This window comes from Actinophytocola sp. (genome assembly GCF_036378875.1).
Taxonomy (GTDB): domain Bacteria; phylum Actinomycetota; class Actinomycetes; order Mycobacteriales; family Pseudonocardiaceae; genus Actinophytocola.
Genome location: NZ_DASUVO010000082.1, coordinates 66338 through 85427, shown reverse-complemented (window position 1 = coordinate 85427; position 19090 = coordinate 66338). Strand labels below are relative to the sequence as shown.

11 protein-coding genes are annotated in these 19090 nt (G+C 66.2%); 5 read left to right on the top strand and 6 right to left on the bottom strand.

The window, feature by feature from the left end; all coding sequences use genetic code 11:
- From VF106_RS24170 to VF106_RS24155, 4 genes are all read left to right on the top strand, one after another.
- The coding region (locus VF106_RS24170; protein WP_330842098.1) for a protein NO VEIN domain-containing protein at positions 1–401 on the top strand (401 nt) is incomplete at its 5' end.
- Positions 402–524: 123 nt separating this feature from the next.
- Complete coding sequence (locus tag VF106_RS24165) at positions 525–3284, top strand: DUF1156 domain-containing protein (RefSeq protein ID WP_330842097.1); 2760 nt, start codon at positions 525–527, stop codon at positions 3282–3284.
- A gap of 2 nt (positions 3285–3286) precedes the next feature.
- Complete coding sequence (locus VF106_RS24160) at positions 3287–5128, top strand: GmrSD restriction endonuclease domain-containing protein (protein WP_330842096.1); 1842 nt, start codon at positions 3287–3289, stop codon at positions 5126–5128.
- Position 5129: 1 nt separating this feature from the next.
- On the top strand, positions 5130–8465 hold the full coding sequence (locus VF106_RS24155; RefSeq protein WP_330842095.1) for a DUF499 family protein: 3336 nt from the start codon (positions 5130–5132) through the stop codon (positions 8463–8465).
- Positions 8466–8494: 29 nt separating this feature from the next.
- On the opposite strand, the gene mobF is transcribed toward VF106_RS24155, so the two are convergent.
- Both mobF and VF106_RS24145 read right to left on the bottom strand, forming a co-directional pair.
- Entirely contained in the window at positions 8495–12922 is a 4428-nt protein-coding gene (gene mobF, locus VF106_RS24150) for a MobF family relaxase (RefSeq protein WP_330842094.1), read from the bottom strand.
- A gap of 324 nt (positions 12923–13246) precedes the next feature.
- On the bottom strand, positions 13247–13942 hold the full coding sequence (locus tag VF106_RS24145) for a hypothetical protein (RefSeq protein WP_330842093.1): 696 nt from the start codon (positions 13940–13942) through the stop codon (positions 13247–13249).
- A gap of 169 nt (positions 13943–14111) precedes the next feature.
- Here VF106_RS24145 and VF106_RS24140 point away from each other — a divergent pair, with 169 nt between their 5' ends.
- The gene (locus tag VF106_RS24140) at positions 14112–14750 is read left to right on the top strand and encodes a hypothetical protein (RefSeq protein ID WP_330842092.1); all 639 of its coding nucleotides are present in this window, start codon (positions 14112–14114) and stop codon (positions 14748–14750) included.
- A gap of 59 nt (positions 14751–14809) precedes the next feature.
- Here the strand turns inward: VF106_RS24140 and VF106_RS24135 are convergent, their stop codons facing one another.
- Genes VF106_RS24135 through VF106_RS24120 form a run of 4 tightly spaced genes read right to left on the bottom strand, consistent with a single transcriptional unit; the run spans position 14810 to position 19035 of the window.
- Positions 14810–15742, bottom strand: coding sequence for a hypothetical protein (locus VF106_RS24135; RefSeq protein WP_330842091.1), 933 nt, complete (start codon positions 15740–15742; stop codon positions 14810–14812).
- Positions 15743–15758: 16 nt separating this feature from the next.
- On the bottom strand, positions 15759–16928 hold the full coding sequence (locus VF106_RS24130) for a hypothetical protein (RefSeq protein WP_330842090.1): 1170 nt from the start codon (positions 16926–16928) through the stop codon (positions 15759–15761).
- A 2-nt stretch (positions 16929–16930) separates the two neighbouring features.
- Positions 16931–17899: a thiopeptide-type bacteriocin biosynthesis protein gene (locus VF106_RS24125; protein ID WP_330842089.1), complete on the bottom strand. Its 969-nt coding sequence runs from the start codon at positions 17897–17899 to the stop codon at positions 16931–16933.
- Complete coding sequence (locus VF106_RS24120) at positions 17881–19035, bottom strand: lanthionine synthetase C family protein (protein ID WP_330842088.1); 1155 nt, start codon at positions 19033–19035, stop codon at positions 17881–17883. The genes VF106_RS24125 and VF106_RS24120 overlap by 19 nt, the downstream gene beginning before the upstream one ends.
- Between the last annotated feature and the right edge of the window lie 55 nt (positions 19036–19090).

The window sequence follows — 19090 nt, the reverse complement described above, 5'->3', positions numbered from 1 at the left end:
TCCACGCTAAGGAGACCAAGGAGGTCGAACGCCGCGGCGTCGACCTGGTGATGGCCCGCGAACGCGAACTCGGTCGCAAGCCCGTCGAACAGGCCTTCAACAACAAGGGCTTCGACATCCTTTCCACGGCGCCGAACGGCGACACCTACCGGATCGAAGTCAAAGCCCGCCTCGACGGCGCCAAGGACTTCTTCGTCACCCACAACGAGGTCATGACCGGCAAGAACGCCGTGCCCCGCTACCGCCTCGCACTCGTCAAAGTCGACCCGCGCGGCCCCCAACACGACGAGGTCCGCTACCTCGAAGACCCGTTCGCCACCACCAACCTCGGCGACTTCGAAGCCACAGGCATCCGGGGTGACTGGACCAAGACGTGGGCCAAGGGATCGGCACCGTTCTGATGTACGTTGGCCCGTTCATCCTGATCTCGTCGGGTACGTCGCTAGGTTTGTCCAGGAAGGTCGTGGCGCTTTGGCGCCGCCAGGTCATGCCCGCGAGGCGGGCCATGAGAGATCGAGGAACTGGTGCAGAAGCGGAAACTGATCGAGGTGGCACTGCCCCTAGAGGCGATCAACCGTGAGTCCGCACGGGAGAACTACATTTACCGTGGCAACCCCTCCTCGGTGCACAAGTGGTGGGCGCAGCGACCCCTCGCGGCGGCGAGGGCAGTGCTCTTTGCGCAGCTCGTCGACGACCCGAGTTCGCGGCCCGAGGAGTTCGCCACCGAGGAACTGCAGCGCAAGGAGCGCGAACGGCTGCACAACCTGATCGAGCGGCTCGTCGTGTGGGAAAACGTCCACGACGAAAAACTACTCGCCGAGGCCCACGCGGAGATTCTTAAGTCGACTGACGGCGACCCGCCGCCGCTCCTAGACCCCTTCGCCGGCGGCGGCACCATTCCACTTGAGGCGCAACGCCTCGGCCTGGAAGCACACGCCTCCGACCTCAACCCCGTCGCGGTCCTCATTAACAAGGCGCTCATCGAGATCCCGCCGAAGTTTCGTGACAAGCCGCCGGTGTTCCCCGGGCTAGCTGACTCCCAGATCCGGCCGTGGAAGGGCGCCGAAGGCCTCGCCGCCGACGTCCGCACTTACGGTGCCTGGATGCGTGACGAGGCCGAGAAGCGCATCGGCCACCTCTACCCCAAGGCGGTTCTCCCCGACGGCTCCAAGGCGACTGTTATCGCCTGGCTCTGGACCCGCACCGTGACCTGCCCCAACCCCGCCTGCGGCATCGAGATGCCCCTCGTCCGCTCCTGGTGGCTCGGCAAGAAGAAGGGCAAAGAAGCATACGCCGTCCCCTCGGTCGTTCCTGACCCGACTCATCCATCGGGGCACCGAGTGACGTTCGAGATCAGACATAGCAAGCCGGATACCCGAAGTGCTGCTGGCACGGTGTCTAAGACCGGCGCATGGTGTGTGTCCTGCGCGACAGCCGTCGACTTGTCGTACATTCGCGCTGAGGGACGAGAGGGCCGAATCGGCGCTCGCGTATTGGCCTCTGTAGCTGAGGGCAAGCGGGTGAGGGTCTATCTCCCGCCCACTGAGCGGGACACAGCGTCAGCGACCGTCGAACGTCCTGATGACGTGCCAGACGCGGCACTGCCGGACCAAGCCCTCGGGTTCAGGGTGCAAGCCTATGGCATGACCACCTGGGCCTCACTCTTCACCAATAGGCAGCTCGCCGCCGTCACCACCTTCTGTGACTTGGTGCATGACACCCGGGATCAGATCCTCAAGAACGGAGGACCGGGTGACTACGCAGATGCAGTGGCAACATTCCTCGCCTTTGCAGTCGACAAGCTCGCCGACTATGGCAACACCCTTGCCGTTTGGTATCCGAAGGAGGACCGCCCGAAGAATCTCTTCGCGCTGCAGACCCTACCGATGGTATGGGATTACCCAGAGGTCAATCCGTTCTGCGGCGTTGGTGGTTCATGGGAGCGTTGTGTCCAGGTCGTCAGCCAAGGCTTCGAGGAACTTGGTGGATCAGTCCCAGCGGTTGTGAGCCAAGGCTCCGCGTCGAGTCGATCGTACGATCAGATGCTTATCAGTACGGACCCTCCATACTACGACAACATCGACTACTCCGATCTTTCCGACTTCTTCTATGTCTGGCTACGGAGGTCGCTTCGTGCGATATATCCGTCGCTGTTGTCGACGATGCTGGTTCCAAAGGCCGAAGAATTAGTTGCCAACCCCTTCCGCCACGGAAGCAAGGGTGGCGCCGAAAAGTTCTTCGAGAATGGATTCCGAGACGTATTCGCCCGCGCAAGGAAATCGGCGCGTGATGATGCGCCAATCACCGTCTATTATGCCTTCAAGCAAAGCGATTCGGACGAATCTGGCGAGGCGTCAACCGGCTGGGAGACCCTCCTTGAAGGCATGATTCGGTCAGGGTGGGAGATCACGTCAACCTGGCCGCTTCGTAGCGAACGCGGTGGGCGATCGCGCGATATCGATTCGAACGCACTCGCCTCGTCGATCGTGCTGTCGCTGCGTCCTCGTCCCGAGGATGCGCCGACGACAGACCGTCGCGGGTTCATCGCAGCCTTGGAAGTGGAACTCCCCGATGCGCTGCGCAGGCTTCAGCAGGGTCAGATTGCGCCGGTGGATCTGCCGCAGGCGGCGATCGGGCCGGGGATGGCAGTGTTTAGCCGCTACGGCGGCGTGCTCGAGAACGACGGGTCGAGGATGACCGTCCGCTCGGCACTGACACGGATCAACGAGATCCTCGACCAGGTGCTGGCCGAGCAGGAGGGGGACTTCGACGCGACTACGCGATTCGCGATCGCGTGGTACCGGCAGCACGGTTACGGCGTAGGAAAGTTCGGTGACGCGGATAGTCTCGCTCGGGCGCGGAACACGAGCGTAGCCATGATGGATCGGGATGCGATCCTGACGAGTCGGGCGGGCCAGGTTCAGCTCATCAAACCAGCTGTTCTACCGGAGGGGTACGACGTACTCAAGGACAGCCACACCAGCAATTGGGAGGCGCTGCACCATCTGATTAAAGTCGTGGAGCGCGATGGCATCGCCCCCGCCGGCGACTTCCTCCAGGCTGCGTTGAGCCGCCCTGACGGGGCGGTTGATGCTGATCTCGTCAAGGAACTTGCCCACCTGTTGTTCCGCATCGCAGAGGACAAGCGCAATGGCTGGACCAAGGACGCGCTGAGCTTCAACAACCTCGTCACGAGCTGGCCCGAGATTCTCGAAAAGGCACGGGCCGCGCGGAAGCCGGTCCACATGCAGAGCGCCTTCGACTTCGATGAGGAGGGTGACTAACCGTGGGCTTCCTGACACCGATGTATGAACTCGGGGAGTATCTCGCCTGGACACGTTCGGGCGAGATACAGCTCCCCGATTTCCAGCGCGGCTACAAGTGGGAGGACGAGCGGATTCGTCAGCTCCTTGTGACAGTGCTGCGTGGTCACCCACTCGGTGCCGTCATGCTGCTCAAGACCGGCAACGCCCAGGTCCGGTTCAAACCGCGCGCGATCGAGGGAGTCGATCTAGCGTCTGGAACCGAGGCGAAGTTCCTCCTCCTCGACGGACAACAGAGGCTCACCTCGCTAACCCAGGCACTTAGCGGCGACGGCGCGGTTGCCACCAAGGATAGCCGAGGAAAGCTGCTGGACCGACGCTACCTGGTGCACATGGCGACGGCGCTGAGTGACGCGAACCGCGTAGACGAGGCCATCATCAGCATTCCAGCAGACGGCGTCATCCGCGCGAACTTCGGCAAGGACGTAGTCATCGACCTTAGCGACCACGACAAGCAGCGGAAACACGGTTACTTCCCGCTGCATCTGCTGTACGGCGACTACATGAGCTGGATTCTCGAGCTCAACGAGCGCGACCTGGGAAAGCGATTCCACGAGCAGTTCATCAAACCTGCTGCGACCTATGACATTCCCGCAATCGTTCTCGACGAGAGCACCGACAAGGCCGCGGTCGCGACCGTCTTCGAGAAGGTCAACATTGGCGGTCTCCCGCTCAACGTCTTCGAGCTGCTGACTGCGGTCTTCGCCGGTGACGCCGGATACTACAAGAAGACTGGCGAAGACTTCCGGTTGAACGACGACTGGAAGGAGACGCAAGTCAAGTGGTCGTCTCATCCGGTCCTGGCCGGTGTGGAGAACACCGACTTCCTGCAGGCCGTCACGATGCTCGCGACGCGGAAGCGCCACCTGGCCGACACCTCTGACAGGCCGCCTGCAATCTCCGCGAAGCGCGAGGACGTCCTCAAACTGAGTCTGACGGACTACCTGGAGTGGCGTGATCAGCTTCGCGAGGCATTTGTCTGGGCGGCCACGTTCCTTGCCGATCGGCACATCTTCGCGCGCCGAGATGTGCCGTATCCAAAACAGTTGGTGCCCTTGGCGACCATCAAGGTGGTACTGGGTAAAGATGCCGACCTCATCGGCGTCAGCGACCGGCTCATCCGCTGGTACTGGTGCGGTGTCCTGGGTGAGCTGTACGGATCCGCCATAGAGACCCGCTTCGCCCGCGACATCGAGATGGTGCCGGTGTGGGCGATTGAGGAGTCGAGCCCGACGCCGCGAAGTGTGCAGGACGCGAACTTCACCGAATCCCGCCTCCATTCATTGCGCACTCGGAACGCGGCCGCCTACAAGGGCATAGCGGCGCTCATCCTGGCAGGAGGTGCCCGGGACTGGATGGAGGAGAAAGCACTCGACAAGGTCCAGCACAGCGACCTAGCCGTCGACATCCACCACATCTTCCCGCAGAAATGGTGCAACGAGAACGGCATCGACGATGAGCGCCGCGAGAGCATCGTCAACAAGACCGCGATCAGCGCTCGTACGAACCGCACTGTCGGGGGTGCGCCGCCGTCCCACTACCTGTCGGTGATCGAGTCACGCGCCAAGGTCGACGCCGCTCGCCTTGACGAACGGCTAGCCACGCATCTGGTTCCCGCTGATCTCCTGCGTTCGGACAACTTCGACGCCTTTTTCGCGGCGCGCAGGGAGTCACTCTGCAAGCTGGTCGAGGCCGCCATCGGGAAGGCCGTCCAGCGCGACATCGACCTGGGTTTCGCGGAAGAAGATTCCACCCACTTCGAGGCGGACGAACTCATGGACGACGCAACCTTGGAGACTGACTGACATGGCAGTGAGCAACCGCGACCGCATCGGCCAAATGTTCGACTTGCTGGCACCCAAGTTGGACGCTTTTCTGTCCCAGATCCTCGATCCGCAGCTCGAGGCTGGACGCACCTGGGTCAACATCATCACCACGGTCGACAACAGCGACAGCAGGGAGGTCCACCGGGGTGACCCGTCGGTCCAGCTCAAGCTGATCACCCGGGACTACACGCACCGGTACCGGCGCAACTGGCGGCCGTTGAACTCCCACTTGAACCGCACGCATCTGGCTTACGCCGCGGAACTCCTGCAGGTGCGGCACACGTGGGCACACATGAGGTCGTTCACCGACGACGATGCGTACCGGGCCCTCGACACCGCCCAGCGGTTCGCAACCGCAATCAGTGCAACCGACACCGGTGAGGAGATCGCGCGGATCCGGCTCAACCTGCGCCGCGTCACCGCGGACAAGGACGACAAGAAAGTCCTCAAGTCCGCGGTCGACAATCCCGAGGCGGCTGGGCTCAAGCCGTGGCGTGAGGTGCTACCGCCGCACGACGATGTCGCGACCGGCAACTTCCACGCCTCCGAGTTCGCCGCCGACCTGTACAAGGTCGCTACGGGCGGGGAAGTGGACTCGGACTATGCCGACCCCGTGGAGTTCTTCAAGCGCACCTACCTCACCGAGGGCCTGCGCGACCTCATCGGCCGCGCGGTGCGCCGGCTGTCCGGTGACGACAACGCCTCGCCGGTGATCAACCTGCAGACCAACTTCGGTGGCGGCAAGACCCACTCGATGCTGTCCCTGTGGCACATCGCGGCCGGGCTCCCGGTGGGCGACTTCCCGCAGGAGACCCAGGAACTGCTGAACGCCAACGGCTACACCGGCGCAAAGGTCAACCGTGTCGCAATCGTGGGCAACCACCTCAGCCCGTCCGGTGCCATAAAGGACGACGGCACCCAGGTCAACACGATCTGGGGCGAGCTCGCCTGGCAGCTCGATGGCGCAAAGGCCTACGCGATCGTCGCCACGGCCGACAGCAACCGAACGCACCCCGGCGACGCGCTCCACGAGTTACTCGCGAAGTACGCCCCGGCCGTGATCCTGATCGACGAGTGGGTCGCCTACGCTCGCTCGCTCGTCGGCCGCGACGACCTCGCCGGCGGCACCTTCGATGACCAGTTCACCTTCGCCCAGTCGCTCACCGAGACCGCCAAGGGCACCTCGGGCATCCTGCTCGCGATCTCCATCCCCGCGTCCGAGAGCGGCGACGACACCGAGATCGTCGCCGGTAACGCCGAGGAGGTCGGCGGCACCAACGGTCTCGAGGCGCTGAAACGGCTGCAGAACGTCGTGCGCAGGGTGGCCGATCAGTGGCGGCCGGCGTCTTCGGACGAGGCCTACCACATCGTGAAACAGCGGCTGTTCAAACAGCCCAACGCCGCCGCGCTCGCCGCGATCGGTGCGACCGCTCGCGCCTATGTGGAGATGTACCGCAAGTACATCGACGACTTCCCACGCGAGGCTCGGGACTCGGCGTACGAGAACCGGATCAAGCGGACCTACCCGATCCACCCCGAGCTGTTCGACACCCTCTACGAGGAATGGTCGTCACTCGAGCGATTTCAGCGCACCCGTGGCGTGCTGCGGTTCATGAGCACGGTGATTCACGCGCTGTGGACCGGCGAGGACGCCGCGCCGTTGATCATGCCCGCGTCGATTCCGCTGGCTACGTCGAACGTGAACGCCGAGCTGACGGGGTACCTGCAGGACTTCTGGAAGACGATCATCGACGCCGACGTCGACGGCCCCAACTCCGAACCGGCCCGGATCGACAAGGAGAAGCCGCTCTACGGGCAGCGAGCGTTGACCAAGCGGCTCGCACGAACGGTGTTCTTCGGCGCCGCGCCGACCATCGGGCCCGGCTCGATCCACAAGGGCATCACTACCCAGCGTGTCTTCCTCGGCACGGCCGTCCCTGGTGACGTACCCGGCAACTTCCACTCCGCGCTCACCCAACTCGGTGACCGGGCGACCTATTTCTACTCAGGTTCCGGCAAGTACTGGTACGACCTCCAGCCCAACATCACCCGCACCGCCAAGGACCAGGCCGAGCGCCTGCACAAGGAGGACGTCTGGGCCGAGATCGTCCGCCGGCTTAAAGGCCAGGCCCGCACCCCCGGCGACTTCGCGGGCGTGCACGTATGCCCCGAGACCAACGCCGACATCCCCGACACCGACGAAGCCCGGCTCGTCATCCTCCACCCGAAGGTCGCGCACAAGCGCGGCACCGAGTCAAAGGCGAAGGAATTCGCCCAGACGGCCACCGAACAGCGCAGTAGCGCCAACCGCACCCACCGCAACATGCTCGTCTACCTCGCCGCAGACGAGCTTCGGCTGGAAGAACTCGACACAGCGACCCGCGACTACCTCGGCTGGGACCATGTGCTCGCCAACGAGGCAGACCTCGACCTGACCCAGAACCAGAAGAACCAAGCCTCGCAGCGCCGGGCACAGGCCGACCAGACAGTCACCGCGCGCCTGCTGCAAACCTTCACCTGGGCACTCATCCCGGCACAGCCCAACGCCGGCGCGCCGTTCGTCATCCGGGAGACCAAGGTCGAAGGACAGTCCGACGCACTGGCAGAACGTGTCTCTCGGCGCCTCGGCAACGACGGCGACCTGTCCACCCGGCACGCTGCCACGACGATCCGCCTGGCCATCAACAAGGTGCCGCAGATCTGGAAGGACGGCCACGTCACCCTCGGCACGCTCTGGGGGCTTTACAGCCAGTACCCCTACATGCCGCGCCTGCGCGACCGCCGCGTCCTCGACGAGGGCATCATCGACCTACCGATGATCTGGCAGACCGACGCCTTCGCCCTCGCCACCGGCTACGACGAGACGGCCAACCGCTACATCGGCCTCTGGATCCCAGAAGACAAGCAGCCCCCTCCCGCCACCACCGACTCGCTCCTGCTCGTCCGCCCCGACATCGCCACCAAGCAGCGCGATGATGAGGACTCTGGCACGCCGGACACCCCTGCCGGGCCCACTGCGGAGGAGGCCAAGAAGCACTTCGAGCCAGACCCTGACCACCCTGGCGTCTACAACCGAAAGTTCAAGACCCGCTTCTACGGAGTCAAGACACTCAACACCGACAAGATCGCGATGGACTTCAAGACCATCGCCGAGGAAGTCATCACCCCCCTCCGCGACGACACAAGCACCAACCTCACCGTCCGAATCGAGATCGAAGCAACCGACGCGACCGGCTTCGACGAGAACAAGATGCGGACAGTCTCAGAGAACGCCCGCACGCTCAAGTTCGACCAGTCCGGTTTCGAGGAAAGCTGAAGGGCCAGACGAAGCGGTAACACACGTAGCTACAGACCGAGGCCGGGGCCATCTCGATCTATACCGCGGTGGAGGTCGGCCTGGAGGGCACGTTGGTGGTAGTCCAGGTCGACCTGGAGGGAGGGCTCAGCCGTACTTTCGAGGCTGGCCTGTTCCAGGCTTTGCTGGCGTTGTTGCAGGGTCCACTCGATGCGGAGCTGCCGTTCGAGGGTGCGCTGGGAGTCGGGCATGGTGGTACGGAGTTGCTGTTCGGCGAGTAGTTCGTCGCATCGGGTACTCGCGTCGAGCGCGGCGGTGTCCTGACCGGCGATCCGTTCCCGTAGCCGGTGCAGCTCACGCTCGTCGGCCTGGTGGGCGCGTTGACGATCCAGCTCGTAGCTGGTTTCCGCGCGTTCCAGGTGCTGGCGGGCTTGTCGCCAGGTGCCGGGTCCGCCGAGTTGGTGTTGGAGTTCGGCGGCGTAGCGGGCCAGCTCGGCGACCTCGGCATGGGCGCGATGTTGGATGGCTCGGTCTGCGGTGGCCTCGACGTGGAGTTGTTCGCGGCGGCCGGGTTGCCACCAGCGGGTGCGTTCGGCGTCGATCTCCTTGCGTGCGGCGCGTTCGGCCGCGTCCGCGGCCTGGGAGCGTGCGGCTTGCCAGCGGCGTTCGATCTCTTCGAGCGTGCCCTGGCGTTCCGCGTTGACCCGTAGCCGATGCAACTCGGCATCCAGTTGTGCGACACGCAGACCGTGGCCGGCGGCCACCGCTGGTTCCCGCTCGGCGAGTTGTTGGCGGGCGCGGTCGGCGGCGGCCTGGTGCTCGACGTGCTGGTGATCGGTGTGGCGGATGGCGCGGGTGAGTTCGGTGTCGGTGAGCCGGCTGTGCACCCGGTTCTGCCACTGCGCGACCAACCGCTGCCGTTCAAGCTGCTGGTTGGTGTCCTGGACCCGCTGCCGCAACGCCTCCCGGGACTCCCGCCGCAACACCTCGACCCACTCCGGCCCGAGCTGGGCCATCAGGTCTCGCCGCTCGGCCTGGACGGCACGGTAGGCGTCCTGGTCGTCGGCGACCCGCGCCGCGACCGACCGACGGACCAGGGCCCGCCACTGCTGGCGCTGCTCGTCGGTCACCGTCACCGGTACCGATTCTGGCTCCGCCGTTGGCCGCGGCTGCGGTTGGGACCGGTCCGGTTGGTCACCGGACTGGGCGCGGACCGGGTCCGGCACTGGTACCGGTGGCGCGGTCTCGGCGGTGGTACTGGTACCGCTAACGGCCCCGGTACCGGAGGGGTCGGCGGGGGCCTGGCCGAGATCGACCAGGACCGGGCGGTCGTTCGCGGTCTCGGCGGTGGCGGCGGCCCGCTCAGCCAGGGCAGCGATCACCCGGTCGGTGAGTTCTTGTTGGTTGCGGGGCGCTCCATACACCAGTTCCTCGCGTTCGCCTTCCAGCTCGGCGCGTGCGCCGAACAGGATGGCTTGGCCCTTGTCCCGTGAGAGGGACACGTACAGGCCGGGGTTGTCCATGCCGGGGCCATAGACCAGGACACTGCCCTCGTTGCGGCTGCCGTCCGGTCGGTACCACTGCCCGCTGACCGTCAACCCTTCGGCCTTGTGCGCGGTGAGCGCGTAGCCCAACTCGAGCCCGCCCTGAGCGATGTAGCCGGGCGAAAGCACCGCCGTAGACGGCTCGGCATCGGCGTCGGCGGCGGGGTCGCGCCAGGCCACCTCGATCTCTTCCGGGGTGACGTGGGTGACCACGCCGCGGTAGCCGTTCAGAACGGCGTCGCCGGTGACGGCTTGTTGGTGGCGGTCGTTGCGGCGGATCAACACCAAATCGCCGACGTGGAACCGGGTTTCTCTGCCGCCGGGGAGCCGGTACGTGACGCCGTCGCCGAGTTCGCCCCGCGCGGACCGGACGGCCTGGGTGGCGTCGTTGATCCGCGCGACCTGTTCATTGGTCGCGGCGAGCATGAGCAGCCCGGCGGTCAGGGTGTGCGGATCGGGCGCACCTTTCCGCAGCCGCAGCCACGTCGAGACCATCGCGGCCACGGCCTCGTCGGAGGTCTCGGTAGCGACCACTTCGCCGAGCCGTGCCCAGGTGTGCAGGGCCTCGGCATGCCGACCGTCGCGGAACGCCGCGAGAGCGGCGCGTTCGTCGGCCTGGCGCTGCCGCCGGTTCTCCGTCAGTCGCGGCCCACCCAGCAGTTGGTGGAGGTAGCCGAACATCGACCCCACACCCACACCACGCAACTGCTGCGGGTCGCCGACTTCCACGATCTTCGTGCCGGCCTCGGCAGCAGCGGTGTAGAGCTTGGCCCGGTCACGATCACTCGTGAGGTTCGCTTCGTCCAACACCAACACGTCGATGCCGGCCAAGCCGTCACGGTTGTCGATCCGCCACAACCACTGCGCCACCGTCCGCGACGCAATACCCGATTCCGCTGCCAGATTCTGCGCGGCCACGGCAGCCGTGGCCGCCCCGGCGACGCGGTAGCCGGCGGCCTCCCACGCCACCCGCGCCGCCCGCATCAACGTCGTTTTCCCGGTACCCGGCGGCCCCTCAACGGCTTCGATGGCACGACCGCGCGTGACCACGCGATAAAGCATGTCGCGTTGCTCAGCCGAGAGCGGGAAGCCCTGCGCGGTCTCCACCACGCCGACGGCCAGCTCCACAGTGGCGGTCGGCACACGGGCGCGGTTTTGGGCTTCGCTGGCGGCGGTGGCAGTAGCCAGGATGGTCTGCTCGGCGGCGGTCACATCCCTGGTGGTGTAGAGCTGCCCGCCGGTCATCTGGTGCGCGCCCGCCAGCTGCGTGTGCGCGCCTGGCCCGCCCAGGGCCTGGTCGACGCCTGCGGTGGGGAGTGCTTCGAACGCCGGATGCGCCAACGCCAGATCGGTGAGGCGTTCGACGTCCTCGATCTGGGCGCCATGCGGGAGGGCGTCGGCGACGGCGGCAATGGCGTCCAGGTGGGAGAAGCGGCGGGCATGCGCGGTCAGTCCGTGCTCGGGGTCGGTGAGCTTAGCGACGAGATCGTCCAGACTGATGCCGAACCGGACCGCCAGCTCGCGGTTCGCGTCGACCGGTCCGGCGGTTGCGCCGGACCGGTAGGCGGTCAACACGCGGTCCATGAGCGCGTCCGGGTCCAGACCGCCGTGAAGCGCGTCCGCCCGCCACAAGCCGCGCAGGGTCGCGTCGCTGGCGGCGGTGGTCTCCGACTTTGCCGACCGCGACTCACGCGTGAGGATCCGGGCCTCGGCCGCCGAGACGTCGGCGTTGCTGTAGCCCAGCTGCTGGAGCACCGCAGAAACTTGCTGGCCGCGTTTGGAGAAGTACCGGATCGCGGCATCGGGGATCTGCTTGACCTCCCACACCCCGGTCCGGGGCGAGCGAGTGAACGTGATGCCGAGCTGGCCGTGCAGGAACGCCCGAACCTGGGCCTGGGTGACTTTGTCGATCGCCGGAGCATGCCGCATCAAATCCCGACCACCAGCGGCCACCGTCAGCCACGTGCCGTCCGGGGCCTTGGCCATGTTGGCGACGGTGATGTGCACATGCCAGTGCGGATCGCCGACCGACGCATCACCGACCGGACGGGCAGCGCGGTGAGTCATCACCCACCCGGAGAACCCACTCGTCTGCTCCTGCCGCGCGGTGTGCCCGTCGCCGTGCTTGCCGCGACGGACATAGGATGTGCGGCCTTCGACCCAGCCGAGCGTGCGCTCGATCGCCGCCGTGTACCCAGCCTCGACTTGGTCCACCAGTTCGTCGGGCAGGAACGCCAGCAACAGGCTCGCAGACTTGGGCAACGTGATGCCGATGTCGAACCCGACGATCCCGACCGGCACCCGTCGCGGCGTCAGCTCGATCTTCGGCTGCCCGTTCTCGTCCAGCTCCGGTTTGCCATCCGCGTCCACCACCGCTTGCGGCTCGTAGAGGTTGCTGTAGGTGGCCAGCAGGTCCACATCAGGCCACACCCGCTCTGCCTCCAAACCAGCAGCCTCGACAAGCGCGAGCGCGTCGTCCACGCGCAGGAGCGCGGCGTCGCCGCGCCGGGCGACCGCGCGGACGGCGGTGTTGAAGGCTGAGCGCTGCTTCGGCTTGCTGAACAACGCGGCCGGGTCATCCAGGCCGCGTTCGGCGGCGAGGGCCTGCACGGCAGCCACCAGCGGCCCGAGCGGCACCTTCGCGTCGGCCGGTACGGCGAGCTTCGGCGCCACCAACTGCTCACCCGTGACCGGGTGTTTGCCGGCCATGAGCGCATGGGCCAGGTCGTGTTGCTCGGCGGTCAGCTCCGCCCCAGCCGTCAGACCGTCCAGACCGAACTCGGGCAGTCCGCGGCCGATCCACCGCAACGGCCGTTCGCGTCCGTCCGCGTGGTAGCGGAACTGGACATCCGAGTCACAGCCGTGCTGGGTCAGGCCCAGCCGGTAGTCGATCTGCTCAGCAGATCCCCCGTAAATTGCCGTCACATACGCCATAGCGCGTCCCCCCGAACGCGCGGAACCACACCGCTTCTTCGCCCTCCCTGACGAAGATCATTCGGGTATCCCGCTAGGGATACCTTACCGGTTTGACGTGAATGAGGCGAGATTTCTTAGGGAATTGGACCGTGGGGTGGTGTGTATTTTTGTCGTAGGTTCGAATCTGGGGATTCGAACGTTTAGTGTGGCGTATCGGTAAGGCGATGTCTACTGAGGAGGGGTCAAGAGCGGTTTGAGCTGCCAGCCACGCGAGCAGGCGAAATCGGGAGCCACCGGGCAACCGCATAGGGTTACGCGTCAACGACGCAGAACATCTATCCGTCAATTCGGTTCAGCCCGGTACCATGAGGGACCCCCGACCTGATAGTCGTCATCTTCCGCGACTCGAACGGGTGTGGCTGGTCCCGTCCGACGCCAGCGACAGCCGGCAGCATCAGTGAATCCGATGATCGGCAGAGTCCTGATCGGATACATCTCCGGCGTGATCTCAGGGGCGTACTTCAAGTGCACGGGCACGAGTTCGTGTTTCCCCGCGGGCAGCACGGTTGGTGCTCCGCTGTAACCGCCGCCGTCCTCTGGCTCGGTGACGATGTCCCAAGTGGTCGTGCCACCGTTCTGGCGTATGAACCCCTCAACTCGCGGGGTGAAGACATGCGTGATGCTGTGATTGGTGATCCTTACAGCGTCTGCGTACTCGACCCCGTATGGGGACATGATGTCGTCAGGGTCCGGGTAGACCATTTCGGCCGTGACAAGCCTGGCCTGCTCGATCTCACGCTCCGCCTTCTCGGACCGCACACGGTCGGCCTCAGCCGCAGCTTCGCGTTGTGCAATGCGCAGGGCAACCATCACCGCGACCACCGTTCCCGCCGCGCCCATCCACTGCCCCAGAGCTCCCCACGCGTCCGCACGCATCCATACCCCCGTGAGGACTGCGGCTGCCACTCCGACTCCCAGGACGATCGCTTCGATCCGGTAGCTCCGCAGCAGGGTGCGAACCCGCAACTTTCTCGCCATCGCGGAAGAATGCCACCGCACTCGCCATGGTGCACCCGAAGCGCACGAGGTACCCCCGAAGTCACTCATCCGAGTGGATCAGCTGGAAGTGCTGCAAGGTACTTGGCGCCGTGAGCAACGACCATGGGTGACGCGAACTAGCACGGCATGGCTGGCATACCTTGACAGTGTGCTGCCCCAGGTGAACGCCGATACTCGCTGGAACGACCTCCGCGCCGGAGGCCCGGTACCCCTGATCATGAAGGCCCGAATGACCTGGGTATACGAACATCTGGCTCCCGCTGGACCGCTGAAGACCGACTTCATGGCCAGCGGCGGCAGTAAAGGATGGGTTGCGAGGCTCCATATGCCCTCGCCAGTAGTCGGCTACATGATCGCCGCTGAAGTCGAAGACACGTCCGCCCGCACGTGGCCAGCCCACCTCCAACCGGGAGACCTCAACCCAGTGACCGGACCCAAGATCTGGGTCGGGCTGCGGCAGCATGACGTAACCGGCTCCCAGGGCTTCGACTGGGACTACCTCGCATCGCTGTGGCCGCTCATGAGCGCCGCGCACGACGACTGGATTACCACAGGTCCGGGTCTACCCACCCCGCACGACCGCGCCGCATGGCGGTGCATCGGCTCACCACGGCATCTCGGCTACGGCTTCGGGCATCGCGAAGCCATCAAGAACAACGTGTGCATGTTCGGTGCGCGCATCCAGCTACCAGCCGACACCCAGCTCGGCCAGATCGTCGACGAACTACATAAGGTGGCTCAACTGCTGCTGAACATGGCCACCGTCAAACCACCGGTGGAGCAATAGGTTCTTCACCGGGGACCTGCCCATGTAGCAGTCCCCAGGCAAGGAGGGGCTGAGAGCAGTTAGCGGCGGCGGACTGCGCCTGTGGAGAACCAGTGCACGAGAGATGCAGCGAGCAACACGGCCATGTTCACCTCGTCGGCTGTTTCGTCCCGGGTGGCCTGGAGGTTTCCGTGCCGGCTGGTTTGCCCTGTCCACAACAGGCTCATCATCGACTCGACGGTTTGCAGGCCCTCCGTTCCGTTCTTGCCAGCGAGAGTCACAACCAGCCGACTCGAATGGTCACGCAGCGTGCGCAACATCGAACCCAGGGTGGCCTTTGGGTTGCTCGGCTCCAGGGTGGCGTGCGCAGCTGCCTCTACCGCCTTGATGGCCTCGCTGTACGCGCGTGTGGGGTCTGGGTGCAATGCGTAGGCGGCGTCGTACGCACGCCTGAGGTGAGTGCTGGCGGAACCGCGGTCGGGTTGTTCGGCAGCACGAACAACCGTGTTCACCAGCGCGGTCACGGTGGCGTCGACCCGGCGGACCAGACCTCGACCATCCGGACGGACGGTGTAGACGGACCGGCCATCGTCGAGCAGCCGCTGCAGGCGCTCTAGCGGCTGACGCTGCATAGTGAATGCCATGTTCGCAAGACCGAAGGACACGGCGTCAAGGGTGCGCGGCTTCTGGCCTGCAGACACTTTCGGCGCGGCGGGGCGCGCACCCAACGTACCCGCAGGCAGGAGGTCTAGGAGCGCGTCAACGACATCCAGGAGCAACTCGTCCGGCGTGAACCAGGCAAGGAATTCAACATCGTCAACGTCATCGGGCCCCTGCTCAGGATCGCGGACCAAGTCGCAACGGAGAAGCACACGATCACACAGGGTCGAGGAACTGCGAGCCACTTGCTCAATCCATTGGCGCAGAGCCATCGCTAGAGCGGCGGACACGTCGTCTCTCAAAGCGTTGCCTGCATCCAGACGGGTCGAGAGAGGGGTCCAGATGTCGGTCACACGGTCACGGTAGACGTCACGGAGCTAGTTCGCGATCCACTTCTGACTGTGGCTGCCCAGGCCGCCGAAGTGAAGAGTCCAGCGCCTCGACGGCTGCCTGGGTCGAGCCGAGCAGGTTCTGCAGCAGAGGTTCCGGCAGTGTTCCGACTCCCAGGCCGGATGCGTCCAGCCGGTCGGTGAGCGCTGCGTACTGAGTGCTGGTCAGGTTCGCCTGTATGCCGTGGTATCGCAGCACCTCGCGTGCGGCATACCCGTCTCCAGACTTGATCACCTCGTCGGCGACCTGAACGAGAATGCGGCTGGTCGCGTTGGGATCGGTGGCGCTGGCGAGGGTGGTTACGGTGAGTCCGAGCTGGGCGCGGAAGGCTGCGTAGCCGGGCATCGGTTGCCGCTCGACGAAGTGCTCGATCATCGCGGCGGTAGCCCGGCTCGCCGACGTGCTGTCTGTGTCGGGGCACATCACATTCAGGCAGGAAGCAACCTGGAGTTCCCAGGGCTGTTCCGGCGTGCTTTCGGTCAGCGCCGCGCGTGCCGCTGTCAGGTCTCCGGCCATGCAGCGGGCCACGATCGCGGCCTGTCGGCCTTCCATGAGGTGTAGGCCGATCCCGCGGTGGGCGTGTGCGTGGGCGACCGCGTCGTCCCACCGTCCCGCGAGGGCGAGGGTCCGGATGCCGTCTCCGACGAGGTGTAGCCACACCCATTCGCGCAGTTTGTGGTGTTCCTGGCGGGTGCCGGTGATGTTGGTCAGCGGCAGGGTGCGTCCCTCGACGACCAGGTCGGTGTTGGACCTGACTGCCTGGAACATCGCCGTGAGCAGTTGGAGCGCCTGTTCGCCGTCGCTGGCACGGATCTGGAGGCGGGCGAGGTTGAGGACGGGTTCGAGCATGTAACGGGCGTGGAGCACGGTGAGCGGATGGCCGGCGGTGCGGCAGAGGTCGCGGTAGAGATCGATGTGCTGCCAGCACAGGTCGCGGGCCAGGTCCGGCATGCCGGAGTCGCTGGCGATCAGGGCGGCCTTGTTCAGGGCGTGCGCGCCTTCGTTCAGCCGGTCCGCGCCGTCCTGTCGCGCGGCGTGGGCGATGTCGGCGATCTCCTGGACGCGTTCGACGAGGGAGGGGCAGGCGGGCCGGGGACGGCCCAACAGCGGGAAGCGGCGGACCGCTGCGGCCAGCGTGATGGGGTTCATGGTCAGCTCCGGGGCAGCAGGGCGGTGGTCGCCGCGCGGGCGAGGATGCTCTGACTGGTGGCCGATAGACCGAACCGGTTCCAGTGGAAGATCACCACGTGGGTGAGGATCGCCCGGAGGCCGCGGTCCAGGTGCCCATGCGCTGCGGCGTCGCCGAGCTGTCGGCCGGCGGTGTGGAACGCGGCAAGCCAGGGCGCGGCGTGCGCGACCGGCCCACCGGGGATGAACAGTTCGCTGTCGGCCAGGTTGGGAATCGACAGGAGCACGCCCACCTTGTCGGCCAATTGGTCGTTGCGTGCGATGTCGGCCTCCACGGGTGTTGGGCGGAGCCTCGTCACGCGGTCGAAGACATCGCCGCACTCGAACGCGTCGAGCCCGGCGGCGCGCATGAGCCCGATGAGCAGCAGGATGGACAGCTCGCGGCGGCCGAGACCAGGGGTGTCGTGGCGTAGGTAGTCCAGGACGCCTCGGCTGTCGGCGCAGAACAGGTCGTGGATGGTGGCCGTTCCAGCTGGGCCGCCGAAGGCTGCGGTCTCCGGCTCGTACACCGTCGGCCACCAGCGCGCGATGGCTCCGGAGTCGGTCAGCTCCTCGAGTAGGTGGTTGACGGTCGTGGTGTCGGCGCCCAGGAAGCGCAACCGCCAGCAGGGGTGCTTGCGCAGGAACCACCATCCGGCCACCGCCCCCTCGGCGTCGAGTTGGTCCAGGGCCGGGCCGAGCCGCGCGGCACCGACCGTCTCGGCAGTCGACCAGTCGGGGAACTGGACGCGGACCTGGTACCACGCGTGCTCAGCGCGGTGTTCCAGCGCCGCGAGCCCGGCGGCCTGGTAGATCTGCACGGCGTCATCGAGGTCGGCCGGGGCCAGGGCATGGTCGGCCGCAGTGGCAGCCAGGTCGGTGCCCGCCAGAACCGTCAGCACAGCGGCGGCGAGTTCGGAGGGCGCGGTAGTGGTCAGGTGATCAGTAGGCATGCGTCCCATCCCGTGTGCGGTGGCGTGGTGCGCCGCGTGGTCTCCAGTGCCAGTCCCACGCCTGCGCTTCCGGTGAGCAGCCCGGCCTCGTCCGCCTGATCGCCGAGCGAACCTGCGTGTTCAGCGAGCCGGGCGGCCAGCGCCGGGAGCCGTTGCGTGAGAGCGGGTGTTCGGGCGTCGCAGGCAGCCCGGTAGGTGGTCTGGTAGATCCCGGCGATGCCGTGGCACAGGCCCGGCTCGGTGATCCGGTCGAGCTGGGCGTCGGTCAGGCTCGCGGCCAGGACGTCCTCTGCGGCTTCTTGGCGTCCCGGGTCGCCGGTGGCGAGGGCGGCGAGTTGCTGGGCGCGGGCGATGCCGACCGACCCGTAGCACCACGATGGCCGGCCGGGCGCCGCTCGGGCCGGTCGGCCGGTGCGGAGTTCCTCGCGGGTGATCCACTGCGGCCACCACGGTCCGTCCTCGCCGTCCTGGCGCCACCGGTCGAACCAGTCCGTGAGGACGGCGATCGCGGTGTGCTGGCCATCGACAGTGTGATCGTGGATGGTGGCGAGGGCGAGCAGTGCAAGCAGTCCGGCCGCGCCGTGGGCCATCCCGAAGTTCAGGTGCCCGCCAGGGGTCGGCAGGATCTCGTCCGGGTCGTGCGCCACCCACCATCCCGCCAGTTCGACGCCGTCCTGGCGGCGTGGTTCGGTCAGGCCGACGACGTACCGCAGAATCCCGGCGAGGACGTCGCTTCCGGGGCTGTGGCGTAGCAGCAGCGCGCCGATTCCGGTCAGCCCGTAGAACAGGTCGTACTCGGCGAAGGTGGTGGGCTCGCCGCGCTCGATCCTGGCCGCGGCGGTGGCCAGACGTCGATGGGCCAGGTGCAGCACGTGCTGGTCCAGGGCGTCGGCGGCGGCGCGGTAGCGAGGATGCCGGTCGGCGGCGGTGTGCAGCAGGAACGCGATGGCGGGTGCGCCGTAGTAAAGGCCGGCGTGCTCGGCGGCGTCGACCGGACTTGTCACCGCCCGCCGGATGTGGGCCTGCGCGGTGTCCCAACTCCCGGAGCCGGTCCAGGCGCGTTCGACGTGCAGCAGCGCGGTGCCCACCGGCCCCTTGGCCAGGGACTGGCCGGCCACCTCGGCGGGTGTCAGCATCACCCTGCCGGTGGCAGTGCTTCTATCGGTGGCTGTGGGGGTGCTCGGCCCGGGT

Coding starts and splice junctions, on each gene's coding strand:
- VF106_RS24155 (WP_330842095.1), top strand. CDS start 5,130: ATGGCAGTGAGCAACCGCGACCGCATCGGCCAAATGTTCGACTTGCTG.
- VF106_RS24125 (WP_330842089.1), bottom strand. CDS start 17,899: ATGCCTACTGATCACCTGACCACTACCGCGCCCTCCGAACTCGCCGCC.
- VF106_RS24120 (WP_330842088.1), bottom strand. CDS start 19,035: ATGCTGACACCCGCCGAGGTGGCCGGCCAGTCCCTGGCCAAGGGGCCG.
- VF106_RS24130 (WP_330842090.1), bottom strand. CDS start 16,928: ATGAACCCCATCACGCTGGCCGCAGCGGTCCGCCGCTTCCCGCTGTTG.
- VF106_RS24145 (WP_330842093.1), bottom strand. CDS start 13,942: ATGGCGAGAAAGTTGCGGGTTCGCACCCTGCTGCGGAGCTACCGGATC.
- mobF (WP_330842094.1), bottom strand. CDS start 12,922: ATGGCGTATGTGACGGCAATTTACGGGGGATCTGCTGAGCAGATCGAC.